Origin of the sequence: Chamaesiphon sp. VAR_48_metabat_135_sub (assembly GCF_031418915.1) — a bacterium.
Classification (GTDB): domain Bacteria; phylum Cyanobacteriota; class Cyanobacteriia; order Cyanobacteriales; family Chamaesiphonaceae; genus Chamaesiphon.
The window spans coordinates 25,264-49,479 of sequence record NZ_JANOJV010000041.1 but is presented as its reverse complement, the minus strand read 5'-3'; the positions used below and the strand labels follow the sequence as shown (position 1 = coordinate 49,479).

General features: G+C 44.3%; 18 protein-coding genes. 4 read left to right on the top strand and 14 right to left on the bottom strand.

Going from position 1 to position 24,216, the window contains the following annotated elements; translation table 11 throughout:
* The 8 genes from RMO55_RS03220 to RMO55_RS03185 all read right to left on the bottom strand — a co-directional run.
* The coding region (locus RMO55_RS03220) for an FAD-dependent monooxygenase (RefSeq protein WP_310423413.1) at positions 1–84 on the bottom strand (84 nt) is incomplete at its 3' end.
* Between the two features lie 144 nt (positions 85–228).
* The gene (locus RMO55_RS03215) at positions 229–1,518 is read right to left on the bottom strand and encodes a DUF4147 domain-containing protein (RefSeq protein WP_310423407.1); all 1,290 of its coding nucleotides are present in this window, start codon (positions 1,516–1,518) and stop codon (positions 229–231) included.
* A gap of 28 nt (positions 1,519–1,546) precedes the next feature.
* A complete protein-coding gene (locus tag RMO55_RS03210) occupies positions 1,547–1,981 on the bottom strand; it encodes a hypothetical protein (protein WP_310423404.1) in 435 nt (144 codons plus the stop codon).
* Positions 1,982–2,121: 140 nt separating this feature from the next.
* A complete protein-coding gene (locus tag RMO55_RS03205) occupies positions 2,122–5,439 on the bottom strand; it encodes a hybrid sensor histidine kinase/response regulator (protein ID WP_310423401.1) in 3,318 nt (1,105 codons plus the stop codon).
* 197 nt (positions 5,440–5,636) lie between these two features.
* Positions 5,637–9,821, bottom strand: a complete 4,185-nt coding sequence (locus RMO55_RS03200; RefSeq protein WP_310423399.1) for a GAF domain-containing protein — start codon at positions 9,819–9,821, stop codon at positions 5,637–5,639.
* 95 nt (positions 9,822–9,916) lie between these two features.
* Entirely contained in the window at positions 9,917–10,432 is a 516-nt protein-coding gene (locus RMO55_RS03195; protein ID WP_310423396.1) for a chemotaxis protein CheW, read from the bottom strand.
* A 5-nt stretch (positions 10,433–10,437) separates the two neighbouring features.
* Positions 10,438–10,800 carry a response regulator gene (locus tag RMO55_RS03190; protein ID WP_310423393.1) on the bottom strand — a complete coding sequence of 121 codons (363 nt, stop codon included), beginning with the start codon at positions 10,798–10,800 and terminating at the stop codon, positions 10,438–10,440.
* 81 nt (positions 10,801–10,881) lie between these two features.
* Positions 10,882–12,057 (bottom strand): response regulator, encoded by a 1,176-nt coding sequence (locus tag RMO55_RS03185; protein ID WP_310423391.1) that lies wholly within the window; start codon positions 12,055–12,057, stop codon positions 10,882–10,884.
* A gap of 494 nt (positions 12,058–12,551) precedes the next feature.
* On the opposite strand from RMO55_RS03185, the gene RMO55_RS03180 reads away from it, so the two are divergent.
* The 3 genes from RMO55_RS03180 (at position 12,552) to RMO55_RS03170 (ending at position 15,409) form a co-directional block, all read left to right on the top strand.
* Positions 12,552–12,752: an NblA/ycf18 family protein gene (locus RMO55_RS03180; RefSeq protein WP_310423386.1), complete on the top strand. Its 201-nt coding sequence runs from the start codon at positions 12,552–12,554 to the stop codon at positions 12,750–12,752.
* 215 nt (positions 12,753–12,967) lie between these two features.
* A complete protein-coding gene (locus RMO55_RS03175; protein WP_310423384.1) occupies positions 12,968–14,092 on the top strand; it encodes a geranylgeranyl reductase family protein in 1,125 nt (374 codons plus the stop codon).
* Between the two features lie 135 nt (positions 14,093–14,227).
* Positions 14,228–15,409, top strand: a complete 1,182-nt coding sequence (locus RMO55_RS03170) for an RtcB family protein (RefSeq protein ID WP_310423380.1) — start codon at positions 14,228–14,230, stop codon at positions 15,407–15,409.
* 375 nt (positions 15,410–15,784) lie between these two features.
* Here RMO55_RS03170 and RMO55_RS03165 read toward each other — a convergent pair whose 3' ends face one another.
* The 6 genes from RMO55_RS03165 to RMO55_RS03140 form a co-directional block, all read right to left on the bottom strand.
* The gene (locus RMO55_RS03165) at positions 15,785–17,077 is read right to left on the bottom strand and encodes an NF038122 family metalloprotease (RefSeq protein WP_310423377.1); all 1,293 of its coding nucleotides are present in this window, start codon (positions 17,075–17,077) and stop codon (positions 15,785–15,787) included.
* A gap of 251 nt (positions 17,078–17,328) precedes the next feature.
* On the bottom strand, positions 17,329–18,522 hold the full coding sequence (locus RMO55_RS03160) for an NF038122 family metalloprotease (RefSeq protein ID WP_310423375.1): 1,194 nt from the start codon (positions 18,520–18,522) through the stop codon (positions 17,329–17,331).
* A gap of 163 nt (positions 18,523–18,685) precedes the next feature.
* On the bottom strand, positions 18,686–19,945 hold the full coding sequence (locus RMO55_RS03155) for an NF038122 family metalloprotease (RefSeq protein ID WP_310423372.1): 1,260 nt from the start codon (positions 19,943–19,945) through the stop codon (positions 18,686–18,688).
* A gap of 167 nt (positions 19,946–20,112) precedes the next feature.
* The gene (locus RMO55_RS03150) at positions 20,113–21,273 is read right to left on the bottom strand and encodes an NF038122 family metalloprotease (RefSeq protein WP_310423368.1); all 1,161 of its coding nucleotides are present in this window, start codon (positions 21,271–21,273) and stop codon (positions 20,113–20,115) included.
* 260 nt (positions 21,274–21,533) lie between these two features.
* Positions 21,534–22,673 carry an NF038122 family metalloprotease gene (locus tag RMO55_RS03145; protein ID WP_310423365.1) on the bottom strand — a complete coding sequence of 380 codons (1,140 nt, stop codon included), beginning with the start codon at positions 22,671–22,673 and terminating at the stop codon, positions 21,534–21,536.
* A 313-nt stretch (positions 22,674–22,986) separates the two neighbouring features.
* Entirely contained in the window at positions 22,987–23,196 is a 210-nt protein-coding gene (locus RMO55_RS03140; RefSeq protein WP_310423362.1) for a chlorophyll a/b-binding protein, read from the bottom strand.
* A gap of 404 nt (positions 23,197–23,600) precedes the next feature.
* Between RMO55_RS03140 and recR the strand changes: the two genes are divergently transcribed.
* The gene (gene recR / locus RMO55_RS03135; protein WP_396134154.1) at positions 23,601–24,212 is read left to right on the top strand and encodes a recombination mediator RecR; all 612 of its coding nucleotides are present in this window, start codon (positions 23,601–23,603) and stop codon (positions 24,210–24,212) included.
* The last annotated feature ends 4 nt before the right edge of the window (positions 24,213–24,216 follow it).

Sequence of the window (24,216 nt, the reverse complement as noted above, 5' to 3'; positions counted from 1 at the left end):
AGTTTCAATACCAGCTTTCGCCAACACTTCAGCGGCGCAAGAACCCGCTGGACCAGAACCGACAACAGCAACCCGTAGTACCACAGCTATACTCTCTTCTCATGACTTGTGCTTACACTGATGGATGTTAGCACGGACTCTTATGGTGGTTGTGGTGAAACCCACGCAGTCGGTCATAATTGAAATATTCCTTTATATAAAGACATATTTGGATAGATAAACTTACATCTAGGGACGAATTGCGATCGTGAGATCGGCGACATTAGTGCCTGTAGCACCAATTTGATGTAGACCGCCCAATTGCTGAAAGAATGGATAACTATCATGTCGATCGAGTGCTGAATCAGCATCCAATCCTAATGATAACGCGCGTTCGATCGTCATCTCGTTTACTGTCACCCCCGCCGCATCAGTCGGCCCATCTGTACCATCAGTTGCCAGGGTTATTACCCAAGCGGGGGTACGATGAATCGCTAATTCGATTGCGGCGGCTAGTCCTAATTCTTGATTGCGCCCACCTTTACCAGTGCAATGTTCGGGTAAATTAACAGTAGTTTCGCCACCATATATTAAAATAGTTCGATCGGGTTTCGTAATAATTTCACGCGCAATTTCCACTCCTCTTACCCGCGCTGCTCCATCCATTTCCGTAGTAACGATCTGCGGATCGTAGCCCAATTCACGGGCAGTTTTCGCTACAGCTTCGCAGGCTTGACGATTGTTTCCCACTAATAGATTATCGGCATCGGGATGATTGGTTAAACCTGAGGCGATCGAGGCAATTGGATCGCCGATGACATCTGATAAAATTAATCCAATCACTTTGCCTGCTCCAACTCGTTCGACGAAACCACCACCTTTTAACCGATCGATCCTGGATCGTACTGCATTAATTTTCTCGATCGATAATCCACTACCTAATAATGCCGTCCCGATCGATTGAAGTGCTGCAAGAGAAATATTTTCTTCAGGATTGACGGTGTTAATATCGATGGATTGATTCAATACAGCCGCCTGAATTAATTGTTGCGTTTCCTGAGTAATTTCGGTGGTGGGCGGATTGGTTAATAGTTTAGTTAAGGCACTCCAATTGCTTGGTGTGACGACTAACGCAGAGGCACCACCAGAGATACAAGCTATCACTAAGGTTCGATCTATACAATCAGCGAGAAAGTCCCACACGAGATCGCCAGCATGTAAACTACGATTGTCAGGGACTGGATGTGCTGACTCGATCGATTTCCAATAAGCTGGAAGTTTTGAATCGCCTAAATGCGCATATTTAGTAACAACTAATCCTTGAGAAATCCGACTGCCGAGCAGTGTGTGAATCGATCGAGCCATTGGTACAGAAGCTTTACCTATAGAGACGCAACGAATATCTTTATTAGTTAAATTAATGACGCAATCTTCAATCCTTAGATTGTCGCCATCTAAGCATAAATGATTTTGAATCGCATCAAATGGGTTGACGGCTGCTAATGCAGAATTGATTAATCGGTCAATCGTCTCGTTCATCTTTTACTTTGCACGGAACTTTCTAGAGTTAACGATCTAAAATAAAGATAGTTAATTCGGCAACCGGACTAGAAACCATCGCAATATGGCTGGCAATTCCGAGGGGATTGTTAGTACGAAATTCACTAGGTAAAATCCGAATTCGATCGAGTGGCACAGAAACAAGAGTCGGCACTGTTTCGATCGGGATACCATATAATTGTCGATCTTTGCTGGTGAAAATGGCGATCGCGTTTGGCTCTAAGAGTTCTAACCCAGTTAGTTGGTGGTGAAGATCGAGGATCTGGACATCCTGTGTGAGACTATAATCTTCACCGATGAAAATACTACTAATGACTCGATTAATTTTAGTCATGGGAATCCCAAAACTAATTTTGGCAAGCTCGAACACAACTAATTCGAGCGTTGGTATAATTTTGGGGGTTAGTTTAGACGATTTATTTAAGGCAGTATTTGCAAACATATTCTTTTGGGGGATTCGGGATTCGGGATTCGGGATTCGGGGTTCGGGATTCGGGATTCGTTATTGGGAGCGAGGCGTTGTAACTGGTGGCTGAACTTATGTCGTCGATTACTAGTACTAGATTTAATAATTAATAATTATCAATTATTAATTATTTTTCCGATCGCAGTCATAAAATCTTGTTCGACATAGGGTTTAATAAAATAGTCGATCGCACCCAGATGAGCGGCAAATTGACGATGTTTGGCATTGCTACGAGAGGTGAGCATGACAACGGGAATATGGGAAATCGCGGCATCTTGCCGATAGACATTGAGAAATTCAAATCCATTCATGTTTGGCATCTCGACATCACAAACGACCAATTTAATTTCGCTGGTTTTATGGCGGAGGATTTGGAGTGCTTCTTGTCCATCTTTGGCTTGGAGCGTGCGGTAGCCAAATTTTTCGAGCGAGAGACACAGACTCTGACGGGTAGTAATCGAGTCATCAATGACCAGAATTGAACCGATCGAACCGATCGCTGGAGCTGAGAATAACTTAGGAGTGAATAAATAACGTGGAGGTTCGACTAATGTCTGAATTAGAGTGTGCGGATCGATGACAGGGAGGATAATTCCATCCCCTAAAATCGTACAGCCATAACTATAACTAGGAGGAGTAATGGCTTTCCCAAAGGGGACGATGGTTAACTCTTGTTCGGCAATCATTAGATCGATCTCGATGGCGACGATTAAATCGCCTCTGCGGATCAGTAACAGTGGCGGTAGCCAGTCATCGGGGTTGTTACCACTACTTTTGAGAGTATGGGAAATCCGGCGTTCGGGGATGGGAATCGAATAGGTGAGGAGATCGGCAAGATTGTAAATAGGGATGGTTAGATCGCGCCAATGGAAGATTCTCTGAGTGTCTTCTGCTGTCAATTCTGCAGGGGTGGGAACAACAATTTTGTAAATACTATCAGCAGGGAAAGCGTAGATCGCATTGCCGACTTGACAGATCATTAACTGGGCGATCGTCAGGGTGAGCGGAATGCGGAGGGTGAAAGTACTTCCGACTCCCACTTGAGAATCGATCGAGATCGTCCCTTTAATCGATCGAATCTGCTCTTTGACGATGTCCAAACCCATGCCGCGTCCAGATAATTTCGTGACTCGATCGGCTGTAGAGAAACCTGGAGAGAACAGAAGATCGAGGAGTTGCGCTCGGGTAGCTGTAGCAGCATCTGTCGCGGTCATAATTGCCTGGGCGATCGCTTTGGCTTTAATCCGCTCGATGTCAATGCCACCGCCATCATCGACGATCTCAATGACTGTTTGACTACCTTGATGGTAGGCATTAATTTCGATCGAGCCGCGTTCGGGTTTATTCATTGCTTGACGGGCGGCCAGGGGGTCGATGCCGTGGTCGAAAGCGTTGCGGAGGAGATGGACGAGGGGATCGAAAAGTTTGTCGATTACAGCTCGATCTACGAGGACTCCAGCTCCGACAATTTTGAGATCGACGGGTTTGTTAAATTCGATCGACAGATCGTGAATGCTGCGGGGAAAACGATTGAGAATTTCGCCCAATGGTAACATTCGCGCCCACATTAAATCGTCGCGGAGATGGGAGAGGAGTTGTTTTTGGCGATCGATCTGATGGTGGGATTGGGTGACAAACAAGGAGAGATCCTCGATCTGTTCTTCGATTTGGGCGAGTTGCTCGATCGTGGCTTGGGCGATATGATGGACTTCGCTATAGCGATCGAGTTCGAGGGTATCGAATTCTTGACTGAAATCCTCATTGAGTGAAAACTCGTCAGGTAAATCGTTCTGTGTTGGTGGCTGATGGGCGGAGATCGCCAAGGAATCGGCAACCTGTCGTAAGTTATCGCCAATTGACTGGAAATTATCGCATTTCGCGCGCAGTCGCGCCAAGGTATCGCTAAATTGCTCATTATGTAATGCTAATCCATGTCGCTCGATCGCGAGTTCGCCCATCAGATTATTCATCCGCTCCAATCGATCGATGCCGACTCGCACTGATAGTTGCGGGATGGGCGAAATAGCTAGTTTCCGCGACTTTTTGACCCGAATTGGCGCGATTTCTCTGGGTGGCGGCGCAAATGTCGATGGTGTAATCGATGCAAATTTGTCGAAATTACTAGTGATTTCCGTCAGCATTATCTCCAGGTTATTGCTGCTGAGGGAAGTATTCAGAGATCTGGGGAGATCGAAAATGTCCACCAAGTCAAAACTGAAACTAGCTTCCACTGCCATCGCGGGAAATCCGAAGCTCTGGTTACTGGGGAGATCGAAAATATCCACCAAGTCAAAACTGAAACTAGCTTCCACTGCCATCGCTGGTGCGAATCGGCTGTCTTCAATTAAGAAATCAAATTCATCTTGATCGTCACTAGTCAACCCTGGAAAATCTAACTGCGGTGGGATCTGTCGATCGAGTTGCGCTTCAGCCGCCCAGCCAAACGATTCAAGCTCGTCATTGTTGAGATCGAGGATGAGATGCTCCAGCGGCGCGGCTGTGCCTACAGTTAGAAAATCGCCACCGAGTTCCAAATCTGGCGGAGCGAAAGCAGGTAAAAGATCGTCGAACAGATCTTCGAGATCGAATAAATCGCCAGCAACTACCACCATTGGTTTGGTTTGCTCGGTAGTAATGGCGATCTGGGGTGGTTCGGCGATTGCAAATGCAAAGCCTGGAGAGATCTGACCGCACGCATCTCGATCGCCAATCAGGACAGCTTCTAAGGCAGCATAAAAGTCTACTAGGGCAAAACAACACATTTCCCGAGCGCGGTGGGGATGACGGTCTAAAGCGGCAATGGTGGCATGAGCGAGCTTGCCAAAACAAGGTGTATTCGTGAGTGCCGCAATTCCAGTAAATACTTCTGATTGAGCGCGAAACTCGCCCACGACAATATGATGACAGTCTGGATCTAGTAGTACCCGTTCGAGTCTGGCCAAACTTTGGGCGACATCGATCTCAAAAATTGATTGAGTCATATCGATCCCAATCAACAGACAGTCTGGTAGTTGTTGTCCAGCGATGACAAAGTGACCGATCTCTTCGTCCAGATTGGCGAGGACGATTTGAGTTTTGGTATGAAAACTCTGTGGTAATATTTCCCCTCGAATCTCCGCAGTGACAAGTTGATTCAGATAGTCATAAATTTCAAATAAGAGTAGTTCTAACTTGCGATCGAAGGGCAACTCTGGATGATTGAGCACCCTAAAAATATCTTCAATTTGATGAGAGAGATCGGTAATTTCTGTCAACCCCAAACTTGCCGCACCCCCCTTGATCGAATGAGCTGCACGCAACAATTTTTTGACCTTAGTCCCACTCCGATCGATACTCAGAGTCACTAGTTCTGTTTCGATCTCCTGTAACATCTTGGGCACTTCCAAGCTGAACAATTGATAAACTCGATCTCGCAATTCTGGGTCGATGTACATGGCTAGGGGGGAGGGGATAGGGGATAGGGGATAGGGGAAAGATCTAATTTTAGAGATGAGGGGATTTGGATTATTTGGGAGATAGAGGGTCGGTTTTAGGTTTTAGGTTGTAGGACGCAAGCATCCTCCCGATCCTCTATTCTCTCGATCCCTAAGCACCCTATTTCCTATCCCCTATCACCTATCCCCTAACTTAGCTACTCAATTTTAAACTGACCGATATTCTGCTGTAATTCCTGAGAGAGTTGGATCAGATCTTGGAATGAGGCTTGGACATTATCCGCCCGCGTGGAGGTTTTAGTGGCAATATTGGCGACTCGATCGATACTGTGAGTTACTTGTACCGAGCTTTCTGATTGCACGAGAGCGGCTTGGGCGATCGATTCGACAAGTTCGCCGATTTTGGCACCGATGGCGGTAATGCGATCGAGACTGGCACGAGTTTCATCAACCAGTCTGGTACCGATAATTACTTGTTCGGTACCAGCTTCCATCGCCATTACCACTTCACTCGTCTGTGCTTGAATACTAGCGACTAAATTCTCAATTTCACCTGTAGCTGTGGCAGATTGGCGCGCCAGAGAGCGAACTTCTTCGGCGACTACCGCAAATCCTCGTCCTTCTTCACCCGCCCGCGCTGCCTCAATACTGGCATTGAGTGCTAGGAGGTTGGTTTGGGCGGCGAAGCTACTAATCAGGTTGACAACTTTCGAGATTTTTTGGGAAGATTCACCCAGCCGTTTGACCTTTTTGGCTGTTTCGGCAACGGTATTGCGAATGGTGAGAATCCCTTCCACCGCCAAATTCATCGCGGCATCGCCAGCTTGGACTAATTTGGCTGATTCCATCACGGCGGATTCGGCAACCAGAGCATTGCTCACAACTAGATCGATCGATCCAGACATCTCTCGCAGTCGATGGAGTGCGGAATCAATATCCTCAGATTGTTGGAGAGCTTCGATCGACAGTTCGGCGACCGAAATTTCATTGAGATTCGTGGTGCTGACTACTTTCTGCGAGACATTTCGCACGTCGTTGACCAATCGTCGTAAGCTGGCGACGGTAGAATTGTAGGAATCGGCGATCGTACCAATTTCGTCTTCAGTTACATGAGCGCGAATTGTCAGATCGCCTTGGCTGATCCGATCGACTTGAATCAGCAGATCCCAAGCATTTTTCTGGAGAATTTGTCGCGCGGCTTCTTGACTGGCAGCATATCCCGACTGTTGTAAATTGGCAGCTTCCAGTTGACGAACTAGCTGCGATTGGGTGAGGGCAACACCGATTTGAGTAGCGATTTGGAGCAGAAGATCTATTTCCGACGGCTGCCAATCTCTTGGACTCCGACACATTGTGATACTAAATAGTCCAAAAAATTTATTGTTGACAATAATTGGAGTCGTGACGATCGATTTGATGTTAATTCTTTGTAAATGCGAGATTAAAGCTGCACTAAAATCCGATACCTGGAGATCGTTGACCTGAATAAAAGAACCCTCTTGATAACCCCTGCCAAAAACTTCAAACATATATTCCGCAGCAACAGTGGCACCCATGATGGAAAATTCGGCTGAGGCGATCGATTCAGCAATAATTTTACCTTCACCTTCGCCATGATTATCTACCACCAAAATGCTAGCGCGATCGACTCCCAAAGCTGTCCGAATTTCTGGGAGCGCGATACTGAGAATCTTGGTTTCGTCAATCGATTGACGGAGTTTGAGCGTAATCTCTGACAAAAATTGAGCTTGCTTTGCCGCTGCTTCTCGTTGTTCGAGTAGCAATACCTGGTTGAGTGCCAGAGCGAGTTGAGTAGATAATTGATTGAATAAATCGATCTCCTCTGGTTGCCATGCACGGGGTAATTGACACTCATGGGCGATAAATAAGCCGAATAAGTGACCGTCGACTGAAATCGGCACGACCAAATTCGCCCGCACTTGGAGCTTTTCTAGCATCTGAATATGACAATCAGTCAAGCCAGAGTGATAGATATCCGCGAATGCGGTAAATTTCCCCTGTGCGTATCCCGCATCTTTGATACAACAATCCTCAATGTGCTGGCCAATAATCGAGAGTTTTCCAGCCGCAACAGATTCAGCAGCAATTGTGCCATTAAGAGCTGAATCTAGCTCAAAAATGATGGCTCGATCGAGATCCAATGCGTGACGCACGAGTTCGACAGCCGTAGTCAGAATATCTTTTCGTTTTAAGGATTGCCGCAATTGCAGGGTAAAGTTAGAGATAATTTGCGATCTTCGGGCATCATTTTCTCTTTGGGCGAATAGTTGAGCCTGATTCAAAACCAGACCGATTTGAGTGGCAATTTCCCCGATTGTCTCGACGACGACTGGCTCCCACATCCGCGTACCGTGACACATATCTCCAATAATTAACCCGATCGATTTGGTGTTAACTACAATCGGCATCATGATACTTGCCCGCGCTTGGAAGCTTTCGATCTGCTGGATCTGAGCAGCATTAAACCCCTCTCGATAGATATCCTCGATCGCCGTAATTTGTCCTTTCTGGGAGCCAGAAATTTGAGCTTGTTCGAGCAAAGAATTATCGACTACTTCACCTAAGATCGACAGGTTGCCAGGTGCGAGTGATTCGGCGACGATCGTCGCTGGCGAGTTCTCATTTAGACTGATGAAAATTGCTCGATCGAGTCCAAAATTCTGTCGTAAATTAGTCAATGCGGTGGCAATAATCTCATCTCGATCGAGTGATTCCCGCAGTTTTAGAATGATCTCTGAGAGCAAATTCTTGTAATGTAACCGATCTGCTCGTTGACCGATCGAGTTGCGGCGATCGATGACCAATCCGATTTTATTGGCAACGATGGCAAATTTGTCAATCTCGGCTGGTTTCCACTGGCGATCTTCCGTACACATATGTCCAACTACCAATCCCAACAATCGACCTTCGACGGAAATCGGTGCCACCAACCGCGCGCGAATTTGGAAATTTTCTAACAGTTCGATCTCGTTTGCCTTCAGTCCCCCACTATCATCCAGGTTGTAAATACTAGAAATCTGTTCTGGTTCAAGATCGTTACGCTCAAATTCATAGTCTAAATACTGGCCGATTGCCGCTTCATCTATCATCAAACAACCTGGCTTGACGGCGGTAGCGATCTCTTGTCCCGCGCGAACATCGCACAGATCTAACACCATTACCCGATCGAGATTAAATTCTTGGCGAATAATTTCCAACGCGCGATCGAGTAAATCTGTCAACTCCACTGGTTCATTTAGTTGGAGTGCCTGAGACAACATATTTGTCCGGCGCAATTCCACAGCCTGAATATTCCACGTCGTAATCTGTTCGACAGCTAAACCCAATCGCAGTGCAGCTTGATTGCCAAAAGACACTTCCCAAGGTTGCCACTGTCTCACCCGACTGCATTGATGGATTACTAGTAAACCCACCAATTGTTTACCCGCCAAGATTGGGATCGACAATATCGATCTCACTTGCATTTTAGCGAACAGATCCCGTCGCTGGGGAGTGATTTGGATCTGTTGCAGATCGTCGATCTCGACGATTTCGCCCTGCTGATACCGTTTTAATTCGGCGGGGGACTCCGCAAAATACATCTGTCCGATGGAAGTCGAAAGTGTCGGCTGATAGCCAGATGCTACTGATTCGGCGACGACAACAGCACTTCCATCCCGATTGCAACGGTAGATCGACACTCGATCGACTTTGAGAATTTCGGCAATGCCAATTACGCCAGTATTATATACTTGCAGCAGATCTACTGATTCCTGCGCTCTGAGCGCAACCCTGCCAAATAACTTGTTTGCCTGTGCTGCCAATTGCTGTTGTTGAAGCGTCTGACTAAAGTTAGCAACTAATTGGTTAAAGCTCTCGGCAAGCTCTTGAAATTCCGCAGTATCGCCAGATTCGAGTTGGACGGAGAGATTACCATTTGCCGCATCAGTGAGTTTGGCAGTTACTTGCTTAAAAGAGTTGGAAAGTCGGCGGGTCATCCAAATCGCCGCACCTAAATTGATGCAACCCATCGATAGCAAAATAATCAGATCTATCCGAGAATGTGATTCCACATTTTGATGAGCGATTTGCTCCCGATCTGCTGAGTTATGTTCGTTAATCTCATGGAACATCATCCATCCACTAATTGCGATTGGTAGGACAATAAATGGTAAAATTGTCAAGAAAATTTGTCGCTGCAATGTCCGTGAATGTTGGTGGCTTACTCTTTGAGCGATAGTTAATTTTGACGAACGCAATTCAGTCAGATTTGCCTGTTCTGTGGCTACCAACGGGAATAAATCTGTAGATGTAGTATCCAAAATTTGAGATTCTGGAGGGGTAGCATTTTCTGAAGTTTCGTTACGTTCGATCGTATTCATCAGTTTATTTTTATATCAAAATTAATTTAAGTTCACTAACAGATCGGATATTTAAGTTATCGACTAAAGCCTAAAACCCAAAGCCTAAAACCTAATTAGACATCAGCATGAAAACTGGCTCGATCGAGGATTGTAGCTCCATTCAACACCAGGAAACTTTCACCCGTAGTCGATGACCACAAGCCCCTTGCCCAGTCCGAAAATTCTGGATAGATGTTATCTGGAAGAGGAGATTCAATTAGATCTAAATCGCACAATTCAAGTTCGGCAATTTCATCGACAACAAAGCCAATTGTTTTTTGCTGTCGATCTTCACTATTGAGATTGCTGGTAAGAATCATCGTCGGTTGGAGGCTGCGATAACGGCGCGGAGATCCACAACCTAATAGCATTGCCAAATCGACAATCCAGAGAATCTCACCTCGCCAATTGTAAACACCCATTACTGCGGATGGTAGATGGGGCATTGGCACTACTCGATCGACCAAAATATTGACTAGTTCTGTAACTAGTTCGATCTCAATTAACGCCATCAGATTGGGCTGAAGCTGAAATCTCAAAAATTGCTGGTAGGTCGATCGATCTGAATCGACAAGTGATGAAGATGACATCCTAATTAATTAACTAATTTTTGCAATACTTCTATAAAGTCATGTCTGTTTACTGGCTTAGTCAAATAGAGATCGGCACCTTGTTTCAATCCCCAAAATCGATCCATATCAGTATTTTTAGTCGAACAGATTACTACTGGAATCTTTTGGGTACCTATCTGCGACTTGATCGTTCGACAAATTTCAAACCCACTGCGTCCAGGGAGAACGACATCTAAGAAAACAATATCTGGCGTATTTGTACTTAAATAAGTCAGTGCTTCTTCTCCATTCATTGCTACTATTACACGCCAACCTAATGTTTCTAAATAGCTTGTAAAAATCATTAGATCGGTCTGGACATCTTCGACAATTAAGGCGGTAGACATAAGAAAGGGGGGGAGGGGTAAAGGTTAGAGGGTAAAGGTTAGAGGGTAAAGGGTAAAGGGTAAAGGGTTCTTTGACCCTTCTTACCCAATTACTCGAGCTGCGGTTTTTAGATACTTTTGGGCAACTTCCAGAACTAATTCTGATTGAACTGGCTTAGTCAAGAAATCAGTTGCACCAACAACCTTGGCACGGACTCGATCGATCACCCCATCATTACCTGTCAAAATCACAATAGGTGTATTCTGAAAAGTGCCAATTTTCCGCAGCCGACTACAAATTTCATAACCATTAGCATTTGGCATCACCAAATCTAGAAAAATTAACTGTGGCTTTTTGGCAATGACGATCGGAATTGCTTTGAGCGAATCCATCACACTAATAAATTGATAACCCTCTTGCTGAAAAATTTGTTCTAAGCGATCACACACAAACGGGCTATCATCGATACAAACAATCAATGGTGCGTCGAGTCCATGTAGCTGTTTAGCCCGATCGATCGGACTCAGGAAGTCAGGCAGATCTACTAATGCCAGTACCCCAGACTGGAGATGCGATCGAAAAGATTGTCCGATTGCGACAGGTGCTTTCCGAGCCTTCGCCGCAATTTCCCGAATACTATATTTCCCATCTAAGATAAATCGGATTGATTGATAAGTATTGACTGAAACCATCTGTTGAAACTTGTCAGTCGCCACAATTTCGATCGCTCGATCGGGCAAAATATCTGTCAATCCCACTTGTTGCCATTGCTGCTGTTGTTGCACTGCTAAACCAAATGCTCGATCGATATCGATTAACGTCAACTGAGGACTGAGTTGATGTTGCTCAACCTGTTCGTAAGTGACGCTTTCAGCTTGAATGATATCAAATAGTACCTCCACGATCGTGGTTTGAATATGCACGATCAATGCATTTCTGTTAATCCGACCTTGCTTTGCCCAATTAACGAGCAGGTAATACTCCCAGCAACTATTTAGCTCTGCTGGTGTCAATGCTGAAATATCTGTCAGCGCATCAATTCGAGCTTGGAGATCTGCCGCATTGCTGACATCTATACCTGCGATCGTCAAATTTCTCACCCAACGCCGAGTTGGATGAATACCTCCAGTGGCATAGAGGATGCGACCGAGGTAAACATAAAGACACCACTCATGTCCCAATGAACTTTTTAGTAAAACACGTCCACTGAAATGTTTGTGCTTCATCTCACTCAACTGAGTAGCTAAACGATCTAGCGTTATATATTCAGCAACCATTTGATTTTTCTCTTGTCAGCAAGTACCATTGAGGATTCCAAATCGTCTAAATTGTGTCGATTCCTTCTCGTTAGTATGCCCAGCGACACTCTCTTTTGCTCACAAAAATTAAATTGGGGATTGGGGATTCGGGATAAGGAGGAGGCAAGCATCCAAAATCCACTCTCTACCCTACCCTCTAAAGAATTATCAACGTATCTTGACAAAACTTGTATTTTGTTCATTGCGAGCATTTTCGTGGGCGTAAGTCTTTCAGAATGAGAATCGAGTTAATTCAATAAAAATTAACTAAATCTTTGTCAGAAGCCTAGAAAGTTTCTGGAAACCTAGAGAGATTAATTGTTGTCTATGGGTATACTCATATTTAACAGATCGGCATTTTTGTCAAATTACTGTTATACTTCTTAACATATAGAGACAAAGCTAGATCTCCATAGATAACTAACTGTCCCAGCAGTGGGGCTACTTTACTCACAGCCAACAAGGAGTGAATTATGTCTAAATCCTTCGATCTATCCCTAGAACAACAATTTAATATCCGTTCGTTCGAGCACCAAGTCAAAGACATGAGCCGCGAACAGGCTCAGGAATTTCTCGTCAACCTGTATAGACAAATGGTCTTACAGGAAAATAGCTACAAAACCTTGTTGAAGCAGCAATGGGGACTTGATGCACCGGAACAACAAGCAGCTTGATTCTTAAAACTAGTGAAGAGTCAATCTACTGTCGCAGGCTGTGACCTCCCTCTCTGTCTGAATCTATAGATAAGGTGGTGATTGGGGCGCGAACTGTTTGACATTACCTAGAAGATCGGTGAAATCTACATAGTATCCTTGCGGTTACTAGAGGTACAATGGTCGAGATTGTGGCTGATTAGAGCCATCGCCAATGTATCTAAATAGCTATTTTTATGTTTGATTGTATTATTGTCGGTGCTGGGCCTGCTGGTGGCAGTGCAGCATACCATCTAGCCAAGCAAGGTAGATCGGTCTTGATTTTAGAGAAAGAGTCTCTGCCTCGGTATAAACCATGTGGGGGTGGTGTGTCGCCCGCGATCGCTCAGTGGTTTGATTTTGATTTTAGTCCAGCAATTTCCTGTCGAGTAGATACCTTGCGGTACACCTGGAATTTAGAAGATCCGGTTGATGTCAAACTGGAAAATCAAGAGCCAATTTGGATGGTCAGGCGGGATGTTTTCGACCATTTCCTCGTTCAACAAGCCCAAAAGCAAGGTGCCGAACTGCGCGATAATACGGCAGTCACAAGTATCGAATTTAAAGTCGATCGCTGGCAAGTAAATACAGCGAATGGTAGCGTTGAAGGCAAATATTTAATCGCTGCTGATGGTGCCAAAGGCAATATGGCAAAATGGTTGGGCTTTAAAGATCGCAAACGTCGGTTAGCAGGCGCATTAGAAGTCGATGCTACTGCTGAGAATGTCGAAAAAACGATTAACTTTGAATTTGGGTTAGTTAAAAACGGTTATATTTGGAACTTCCCGAAAGCAGATGGCTACTCGATCGGTATTGGTACCTTTCGAGGCGGTGAAGGTCAAGACTTTAAAACCATTCTCGATGCTTACGCCAAAGGTGCTTTTAATGTAGATATCAATAACTTCAAACAATACGGACATCCCCTTTGTATCTGGGATGGCGACCAAAAACTCCATACCCAAAATGCCCTCTTAGCTGGAGAAGCAGCCTGTATTGTCGATCCGATGACTGCCGAAGGCATTCGTCCGTCGATTTTCTCTGGGATTAAAGCGGCTGAAGCTATTCATGCTGCGCTTAGTGGCACCACCAACGCGCTAGAGAAATATACTGAAACAATGATAACCGAATGGGGCGCGGACATGAAATGGGCGCAACGTCTAGCCGCAGCTTTCTATCAATTTCCCAAGGTTGGTTACAAAGCAGGGATCAAACGTCCTTCTGCTAGTATTACCATGACCAAAGTTTTGTCAGGACAACTCAGCTACTCGGAAGTTGCCGGAAAAGCGATCAAAAAAATCAGTGGGAGTTTCTTCGGGAAATAAATTTTCGGTACAATACCTCATCTATTTCTAAATAGTTACTGCGTAGATCTTTACCCCACCCATCCCCTTCCCCCTTCCCTTGTAAAGGGGATGGATTAAGAGAAAGCCTAGTCCCTAAAGCCTAAAGCCTAATCCATGACTTATCAAGAATTAGAAATCGATACGCCTAAACCTGTCTTATCTTGGGCCGGACATGATTTGGCACAGGTAGAAACCAAGATGGCAAAGAATGTTGCCTCTCTACCTTTTGTATTCAAACATGTTGCCTTGATGCCCGATGTTCACTTAGGTAAAGGTGCCTTAGTCGGCTCCGTAATTGCCACTAAAAATGCGATCGTTCCAGCGGCTGTGGGGGTGGATTTGGGTTGTGGGATGATGGCAATTCAAACACCCTTTAAGGGTGAAAAATTGGAGGGTAAACTCAAGAAAATTCGGCTCGATTTAGAAGCACAAATTCCGGTTGGTTTTGAAGAAAATCAGCAGATTTCTAAGGATGCAAGTAATTGGCAAGGCTGGCAAGATTTCGCCGAACTGCATCGTGGCGTGCGCGGTTTAGAAAATAAAGCAATTAAGCAACTCGGTTCTTTGGGTGGTGGCAATCACTTTATCGAAGTTTGTCTCGATACCGAAAATCGCGTCTGGCTGATGCTGCATTCTGGTTCCCGTAATATTGGCAATAAATTGGCTCAATGTCATATCGATACAGCTAAAGATCTAGCTAAATTAGCCAATCTGAGTTTACCCGATCGAGATCTAGCCTATTTCGTAGCTGGTACGCCCGAATTTGCCGCCTACTGGCGCGATTTACAATGGGCGCAAGATTATGCCAGAACCAATCGCGATGTGATGATGGCAAGATTTATGCAGATTATCGATCGACATCTCAATGGTGGCAAAAAAAGTAAGCCACTATTAGTAATTAATTGCCATCATAATTATGCCGAGAAAGAGGTACATTTTGGCGAGGAAGTGTATGTAACTCGCAAAGGTGCCGTGCGTGCCCAAACCGAAGATTATGGCATTATTCCTGGTTCGATGGGGACTAAATCTTATATTGTCAAAGGTAAAGGTAATGCGGCGAGTTTCTGTAGCTGTTCGCATGGTGCGGGACGAATTATGTCTCGATCGATGGCAAAAAATACTTATACTCTAGACGATCTGATCGCTCAAACTCGCGGTGTAGAATGTCGAAAAGATACAGATCTACTCGACGAAATTCCGGCTGCATATAAATCGATCGAATCCGTCATGGCAAATCAAGCCGATCTCGTAGAAGTAGTCGCCACTCTCAAGCAAGTTGTCTGTATTAAAGGATAAAAGGTAGGGGTAATTTATGAATTACCCCTACCTTTTATCCAGTTCACTCAAAACATTAAATAACCCAAGTTGCTAGTTATAGGTTTTTAGTGGGATGGGTGTTAGGTTTTAGCTGTTAGGTTTTAGGTTTTAGGGGCGTTGCTGAATTCAGGTATCAAAAACTAGAGGGGCGAGCGGGGAGCGGGGAGCGGGGAGCAGGATGCAAAGCTTCCTGGTAGAGAATGTACGAACGCGCAAGCGCACCCCCAAGGGTGGTCGCAAGGAATTATACATCAAATCAGCAATGCCGGTTTTAGGTTGTATCCAATCGCTAATACCCAATACCTAATACCCAAATCTTTAACCTTGGTTATAACTAGCAACCTGCGTTAAATACTAGACTTCAACGGTTTTTTTATCTTCTGTCAAATCGAATAGCTGCTTTCTACGTTTGAGCACCATATCGGCACCAGCAGCAGCAAAGATAAATGTCCCGATAAAGGTAGAAGGTTCTGGCACATCCACAGGATTGGGATTAGGATTCGGGTTGGGATTGGGATTGACTGCTGTTGGGCGATTCCAACCAATGACATCGAATGCCCGCAGATCGTTTTCAGATATTGCCAACAACTCGCCAGGTGCAGCCGTAGGGTCCATGATCCCAATGCCTAAATTATCCTTCCAGTGACTTGCCTGACGACCATCACCAAAATTACCGCCAGTTGCAAAAGCAGCAATATTAGTAGCTCCACGATCGAGAGAGAAATACTTATCACGAGTATCCGCAGTCCAATCGATTACACCTGCATTCTTACTTGCATTGGAATAACGAAATAAGTCCAGTGTATTGACAAAAGTGAATTGATTGTCACTAAATGGACCACTTACAGGGGGACTATTGATATCTAGGATATCGACACCACTGGTAAAGCCAAGTACATGACCGATTTCATGGGTGGCAATCCCAATAAAATCATAAGTCCCAGGGGTAATGCCATTACTAGGATCGAAATCAAAGTTAAATAGATTACTAAAAGTAATGAAAGCATCACTCCCCACTGCATTGACCATCGCAGACTTATCCTGCGCATTTTGAATTGCCTCAGCACTGGTGCCGTTGCGGGGATTGAAACCCTGTGCAATTACGTTATTTGCCGACATCGATGCGGCATTCCCCAACCCATCGATCCCTAAGGCCTTAGCATTGGCACTAGACATGTTAATTGTACTATTATTAGCATTGCCGTTGTTGTCTAAATAAGGCATTGCACTACCAGATCCATTGGGATTATTACTCGTGCGATTTAGCAACATATTAAATGTTGAGCCATTACCTAAGCTCCCAACTGCTGTACTATCATCTCCAGATAACTTGTCAGTATTGAGAGCATTGTAAACCTGACCGTAGTTAAACTCCTGACGGGTCGAACCAGCTTGCGCGAGAATACCTTGACCGAGTGCTGTAAAATCGATATTAATGTTGACAGTTACATTATCGGTAAACTTTGAAGACCAAAGCGCGGCTGCGGCATTAAATCCATCGATGGCTAGTTGTGATGTTCCCGCCGCTGGGGTGAAATTAAATGTCAAGGCATTCGCAGGTGTAACTCCCCCACTAACTCCAACAGCACTTAATGCAATCCCCGTCATCACCCCAAACTGCTTGAGCTTCACAGTATAAGTCTTCATGCTTGTAGTTTACATTACATATTCCACATCACTATAATTATGGAAACTAGAACATGCTACCGCCAAACGACTTAGAAACTTTTCGACAAGTAAGCTTGATGTATTTAATTATGCTAGGTAGTAAATAACTTTACGTGTATCTATAACAGGTAAAGAATAAAGGAGTAGGATAAAGCACAATTTCGATCGAATCATAAAGATTTAGACAAGTTTAATTGCGATCTACTATCCACTATCGAGTATCCACCAACTTACAGCTTCTGTCGGCGTTTGAGTACCATTTTGATCCCAAAAGCCGTAAGGATCAATGTACTGATAAAATTGGCAGGTTCTGGCACCTCGGTGGGATTATTAGCATTAAGATCGCTATCGACGATGCGATTACTGCTATTTTTCCCGACTGTGCTAGCTGCCTGCAATCTAAGACTGGAATTATAACCAGTGCGATTCCAACCAATGACATCTAGTGCCCGCAGATCCCTTTGAGAGATTGTCAACTTTTCACCACGCGCCACCGTCGGGTCCATAATCCCCAGTCCCAAATCATCTTTCCAGTGACTTGGCTCACGGCCATCGCCAAATTGCTCTCCTGTGGCAAAAGAGGCAATTTTTGTGGCTCCTTTGTCAAGAGAAAAGTACTTATCTCGTTTGTCTGCAGTCCAATCGATTACGCCTCGATTCTTACTCTCTGTCGAATAACGAAATAAATCGAGCGGGCTGACATAAATAAATTCATCATCATTATATGGGCCACCATTGCTGGTAGAACTATAATAATCAAGGATGTCAACACCACTGATAAACCCAAGTGCATGACCGATTTCGTGAGCGGCAATTCCCACAAAATCAAAAGTATTCGCATTAATTCCATTCGATCGATTAAAATCCCAGTTATGCTGGTTGCTAAAAGAAATTTCAGCATCATAAGGCACATTATTCGTGAACCCGATCGCTCTAGCATTGGCAGTAGTCAAGGTAATTCTCTTGTTATTGAGATCGCCATCGCTATCTACATAAGCGGTTGCACTACCTCTTCCATAGGGACTGTTGTAGGTACGATTTAGCAACATCTTGAATGCTGGACTATTAGGCAGACTCCGAACAGCAGCATCATCATCGAGAGATCTTCGATCGTTGTTGAGTCCATTGTAGACATCAATGTATTGAAAAGTCTGCAAGCTAGAATTAGCTTCACCCAACATTGTGCCACCAAGTCTTTCAAACCCAATCTTAATATTGACAGTGATATTATCGGTTAATAATGAAGACCAAAGGTTTCCTGCTGCGGCAAATCCTTGGATCGCTTGTTGTGATGTTCCAGCCGCTGGGGTGAAATTAAATGTCAGGGCATTTACAGGTGCAACTGCGCCACTAACACCAATCCCACTCACAGCTACTCCTGTTATCACCGCAAGCTGTTTGATTTTTGCAATATAGGTCTTCATTATTATTTATACACGTATGCATTCCCCACAATTATGTGTATCAAAAAGAAAATGTACCACAGTGAAAATACTTAAAAAGCGGCCAAAGTAATCGGATATGTCTAGATAAAAAATCCTATGTTAGCGTAATTACGTTGACATAGGCTTGGTAGCAAGATTTTAGTTAAGACTGAGACTCTGCAACATCGGCAGTGGATAGTTTTTGTCTACGTTTGAGTACCATTTTTATTCCGAAAGCTGCAAAGATAAATGTTCCGACAAAGTTCTCTGGTTCGGGCACATCAGTCACAGTCGCAGAAACAGCCAACCCTTGAAGAGTGGAATTGGGAGTTCGATCATCAGTGATATTAGTTCTCGTTTGATTGCTGACTACCGTAGCACCGCGATTCCAGCCGATGACATCAAATGCCCGCAGATCGTTTTCAGTAATTGCCAACTGTTCGCCACGCGCAGCAGTAGGGTCCATAATCCCCAGCCCTAAATTGTCCTTCCAATGACTTGCCTGTTGGCCATCCCCAAACGTTGACCCTGTGGAAAAAGAGGCAATTTTAGTAGTCCCACCGTCAAGAGAGAAGTATTTGTCACGGGCATCAGCAGTCCAATCGATCGCACCGAGATCTTTACTTTCCGTAGAATAACGAAATAGATCTAGTGGGGTGACATAAGTAAATACATTATCGTTATATTGCGTTCCGCCATAGTAATCGAGGATATCGACACCACTGACAAATCCCAACGCATGACCGATTTCATGAGCGGCAATCCCCACAAAATCAAAAGTATTAGCAGTAATTCCATCGGCTCGATTGAAATCCCAGCTAAATAGGTTGCTAAAAGAAATATCCGCATCAGCAGTATTCATATTGCCAGCGATCAGACCTAATGCTTTCGCATTAGCCGTATTCATATTGATATAGCTGTTATTGGCATCTCCATCCTTGTCTAAATAAGGAGTCGCACTACCAGATCCATTCGGACTATTTGCTGTGCGATTGAGCAACATATTAAATGTTGTCGGGTCAGGTGGACTAATTCTCGAGCCGATCGATTTATTTTTTGGGCTGTTGGGCAGATTGCGAACAGCAGTACTGTCATCAATAGATTTTCTGTCACTCTTGAGCGCACTGTAGACATCTCTGTAACTAAAATTCTGCGAGTTAGAACTAGCTTGACCAAGAATATTTGCACCTAGTGCTGTAAAACCAATATTAATGTTGACAGTGACATTATCGTTAAACGCTGAAGACCAAAGTGCACCTGCGGTATTAAATCCATCGATCGCATCTTGTGATGTTCCCGCTGCTGATATGAAATTAAATGTCAAGGCATTTGCAGGTGTAATCGCCCCACTCACTCCAATGCCACTTAACGCCATTCCGGTCATCACAGCAACTTGTTTGAGTTTTACAGTATAGGTCTTCATTATTGTTTTGCTTGTGTGTATGTCACCCTATTATCAGTATCAAAATCACGATTCGCCACAGTGAAAACACGGAGAAAACATTGAAAATACTTGGATCTGGATACACGCAAAAAAAGCCCCATGTCAACTGGAAAAGATTGACTGGGGGAGAAAATGAAAAATTAGGTTTATTTGTTGGATGATTCGACTAGTTTTTGTCGGCGTTTGAGCACCAGTTTGGCACCAAAAGCCGCAAAGATAAATGTGCCGATAAAGTTTTCTGGTTCGGGCACAGCAGTCGCATTATTATTGACAGGAATGCGATCCCAACCAATGACATCAAATGCCCGTAGATCGTTTTCGCTAATGGATAACAACTCACCACGTGCAGTTGTCGGGTCCATGATCCCAAGTTGTAGACTATCTCGCCAGTGACTTGCTTGACGACCAGGATTACCACCACCAAAATTTGCCCCGTTAGAAAATAGCGCGATGGGATTAGCTCCACCTTCGAGGGAGAAGTACTTGTCACGAGTATCAGCAGTCCAATCGATGACACTGCTAGCCTTACTCAGATCGGAATAACGAAATAGATCTAGTGTGCTGACATTGGTAAATTGATAGTCCGCAGCATAATAAGTAGTGCCTGTGTCTGGATCGTTATAAGGACTATTTTCATCGAGGACATCGACACCGCTGACAAAACCGAGCGCGTGCCCGATTTCATGAGCGGCAACACCGACAAAATCATAAGTATTCGCGGTGATAGTGCCATCAGTTCGATCGAAATCCCAATTAAATAGGCTACTAAAAGTAATCTCTGCATCAGCACCAGAAGCGGTAGGATCGGTAGTTAAACCTAATGCCCTGGCATTGGCAGTATTCATCGTAATAGTGCTGTTATTGTCATCTGTGTTGCCATCTACATAAGGAGTTGCACTACCAGATCCATTCGGATTATTGCCCGTGCGATTTATTAACATGCCGAATGCCGAACTATTAGACAGATTGCTAACAGCGAGACTATCATCGGTAGATTTTCTATCGCTGTTGAGCGCATTGTAAACATCTCTATAGCTATAACTCTGCTCGCTAGAACCAGCAGCACCCAGAGTACCTGGATCTAGTGCTCGATAGTCAATTTTAATATTGACTGTGACATTATCTGTAAACAGTGAAGACCAAAGCGCACCAGCTTCTTGAAATCCAGCATAAGCCTCGTTTGTAATACTAGCACCCCGAATGAAGTTAAATGTCAGTGCATTAGCTGGGGTAATCGCCCCAACGCCACTCAAAACCATCCCCGTCATCACGGCAACTTGCTTGAATTTCAAGATTGAGGTCTTCATTGTTGTCCTTATAAATGTGTAGTTTATCCAATTATGAATATGAACGTGCAAACATGCCACAGTGAAACTACGTAGAAAGTTACTAGACACATTGCAGCAATTAGATGAATAAAAATTTCCATGTCAACCGTCTGAGATTGACATGGAATTGTTACTGATAGTGAATTTGTAATCTTTGATCGTGTAACTAGTAAGGCAACATAAATTATACATTTCAATTTCTATTGCCGATTGTCTACTTCAACTGAAAATCTATGTTCTTAGACTATTTCTTTCTCGGATGATTCGACTAACTTTTGTCTGCGTTTGAGGACCATTTTGGCACCAAAAGCCGCAAAGATAAATGTGCCGACAAAGTTCTCAGGTTCTGGTACTTCAGTGGGATTATTATTGGCAACAATCCGATCCCAACCGATCGCATCAAATGCCCGTTTATCGTTGTCACCAATAGCCAACAGCTCTCCAAGTCCAGCCGTAGGGTCCATGATCCCAAGGTTCATAGTATCTCTCCAGTGACTTGCTTGACGACCATCACCGCCAAAATTTTGCCCGTTGGAAAATAGTGCAATGTTCGTAGCTCCACGATCGAGGGAGAAGTATTTGTCACGCGCGTCCGCAGTCCAATCGATGACGTTGCTAGCCTTACTCAGACTGGAATAACGAAATAGATCTAGCGTGTTGACAAAAGTAAATTGACTAGCAAAAAATGGACCATTTACTGGAGGACTATTGCCATCTAGGATGTCAACACCACTGACAAATCCCAACGCATGACCGATTTCATGAGTTGCAACACCGACAAAATCATAAGCATTTGCATTGATACCATCGTTTGGATTGAAATCCCAAGTAAATAAGTTACTAAAACTAATCTCTGCATCAGCTCCACTTGTTGGCGGAGTAACAGCTAAACCTAACGCCTTAGCATTAGCAGTATTCATGTAAATCGAGCTGTGATTGGGATCGACATAGGGAATTGCACTACCAGAGCCATTTGGATTATCGCTCGTGCGATTGATTAACCTACCAAATGTCGAGCTATTAGACAGACTGTTAACAGCAAGAGTGTCATCAGCAGATTTTTTGTCAGCGTTGAGAGCACTATAAACCTGACTGTAGGTATACGTCTGACCGCTAGAACCAGCTTGACCGAGAATACCCGGATCTAGTGCTGTGTAGTCAATCTTCAGATCGATAGTTACATTGTCGTTAAACAAACTCGACCAGCGCGCGCCAGCTTGTTGAAATCCAGCCAATGCCAAAGGGTCGATAGCATTACTTGAGATGAAATTAAATGTTAATGCATTAGCTGGCGTAATTGCCCCGCTGCTACCAATACCAGTCAAAGCAAGACCCATGATTACTGCAGCTTGCTTGATTTTGACGATAGATGTCTTCATTAATTAGTAGTTTCAATTTATGTATTCCCATCTATTATCTTTGTCAAAATACGAACATGCCACCGTGAAAGTACTGAGTACTTCTCTCGAAAATAAAGTTAATTTACCGTTTAAATTAGCTCAGACTGTTTATTTATGAAAATTTTAATTTATCTCCGTATAACTACTGAGAAAATTCCCGAACATTCAATTTTTTCCCTCGATTAAAAGCGCGAAAAAAAACGCGGGAGCTAATTTGCTACCGCGAGGAAAGAGATAAGAAAACTATGATGAAACGTGTCTCCCCAGAGACACTGTGAGGTCGCGTGAAATCTTACAGATTGGTGATGAAACCAACGATGCCGTGTCCAGTCAAAACTTCTTGAACTAATAATGCGACAAACCCAATCATTGCCATCCGACCGTTGAGTTTCTCTGCATATTCAGTCCAGCCAGCTTGAGGACCGTCGGTAACGTACATTTTTGGCTCGATCGCGAAGTTATTTTCTCTGCCGTCGTTGTCGATGAAGGTTTTAGCTTGCATAATTAGTTACTCGGGTGATTTAACGTTATGAATATTTAGTTATGTAAATTAATATAACAATATCTTTACAAAAAAGCAAGCATTCTTTACAAACTATTTTTGAAGATCTAGCATGAATTAGCTAAATCCTATAGCCAGTAAGAACTATAGGGAAATAAGAGCCGAATGAAAATCATCTAGAAACGTGAAATTTGGGGTAGGGGCAACTCATGAAGCGGCGTTTTTATTCGGGGGTTCCCCCCGAATAAAAAAACGACAAGACAGCGGCTCGCGCTCCTCGGGTTCCCCGAGGGTTTAGCGAGACAAGACATTGCCCCTACCCCAAATTTGGGGAGTAATTTAGATCGGAGAAAATTTGGTTCGGGTCGATCGCGCTTTAGCATATAATAGTCTTCCATCGATCGATAGGAGCGAAGATTACGGCTTATACACGCCCCCTGGCTAATTTAATCGAACAACTGCAACGATTGCCTGGAGTAGGTCCCAAGTCTGCGCAGCGATTGGCTTTACATATTCTGAAGCGATCGCAACTAGAAGTCGAGCAATTGGCTCAAGCCTTGATCGAGGCCAAGCAGCAAGTCGGGTTGTGCCAGGTCTGTTTTCACCTGTCTGCCGAACCGACTTGCGATATCTGTCGGAATCCCCAACGTGATGCTCAGACTATCTGTGTCGTCGCAGATTCTCGCGATGTGATTGCGCTAGAAAGAACGCGCGAATTTAGCGGTAAATATCATGTCCTCGGTGGTGTGATTTCACCAATGGATGGGATCGGGCCAGAACAATTAAATATCTCATCTCTATTACAGCGAATTCATCAGCAAGATGTCAAAGAAGCGATCGTCGCCATAAGTCCGACAGTCGAAGGAGAAACGACAACTCTATATCTGGGCAGACTCATCGCACCACTCACCAAAGTAACGAGAATTGCCTTTGGCATCCCGATGGGTGGCGATTTAGAATATGCAGACGAAATAACCCTCGCCCGCGCTTTAGAAGGCAGACGAGAGATAAATTAATCGG